The following is a 976-nucleotide window of genomic DNA, read 5'->3' as shown; positions in this document are numbered from 1 at the left end:
GGGCGCGTCGCATTACACCTATGCCGAGGCCAGCTGGAACGAGATGCTGCCGGATTGGATTGGCGCGCATGTCCGCACGTTCGAGTTCTTCGGCGGTGCGCCGGCATTGATCGGTTCGGACAATGTCAAATCCGCCGTGATGCGCGCGTGTTTCCATGAGCCGGGCGTCAACCGCAGTTCTACCGATCTTGCGCGGCATTATCACACGGCCATCCTGCCAGCGGGCCCTTGCAAGCCGAAGGACAAATCGAAGGCGGAAGGCGGGGTGCTGCTGGTCCAGCGCTGGATTGTCGCGCGGTTGCGCGATCGGGCCTTCTTCTCGCTGGAGGAATTGAACGCGGCCGTTCGCGAAGACCTGACACGGCTGAAGGCCCGCGTCAGCCGTCACCTTGGCGCCTCGCGCCAGCGCCTCTTCGAGCAACTCGACAAACCCGCCCTGATCCCGCTGCCCCCGACACGCCATGTTCATGCCGACTGGCGATCGGTCACCGTCGGAGCCGATTACCATATCCGCATCCCGGACCATTACTGTTCCGTTCCATAAGGCCTCGTGCGTGCGGCCCTCTGGGTGCGGATCACGGCCAGCACCATCGAGGCGTTTCAGGCTGGCAAGCGTGTCGCCAGCCATCAGCGCGCAGCTCCCGGGGACGGGCGCGACACGACCGTAAAGGCGCATGTGCCTGCCAGACACCGCCACTATGCTGAGGTGACGATCGAGAAGGTGCGGATCGATGCAAAAACGGTCGGACCAAACGTGGCCGCGTTGGTCGAGGTCATCCTGCGCAACAAACCAAGACCGGAACAGGGCATCCGCGCCTGTGTCGGCATTCTGAAACTGAAGCGCGGCTCTGGCCCGGAAAGGCTGGATGCGGCCTGCGCTCGGGCATTGGCGCTCAATGCCTGCTCGCTCAAATCCGTCACCTCCATCCTGAAGAACCGCCTCGAGACCCAATCTGTCGAGGCTGCGCCCGAGGCC

At 63.8% G+C, this 976-nt stretch carries 2 pseudogenes; both read left to right on the top strand.

From position 1 onward, the window contains the following. Positions 1-544 (top strand): annotated as a pseudogene (locus V8324_RS22025) (IS21 family transposase); the annotation flags it as partial. Positions 545-706: 162 nt separating this feature from the next. Continuing rightward, positions 707-976 (top strand): annotated as a pseudogene (locus V8324_RS22020) (IS21 family transposase); the annotation flags it as partial.

This window comes from Roseovarius sp. D22-M7 (assembly GCF_037083785.1).
Taxonomy (GTDB): domain Bacteria; phylum Pseudomonadota; class Alphaproteobacteria; order Rhodobacterales; family Rhodobacteraceae; genus Roseovarius.
The sequence above is the reverse complement of the archived record's forward strand: the minus strand, read 5'-3'. Positions and strand labels throughout refer to the sequence as shown.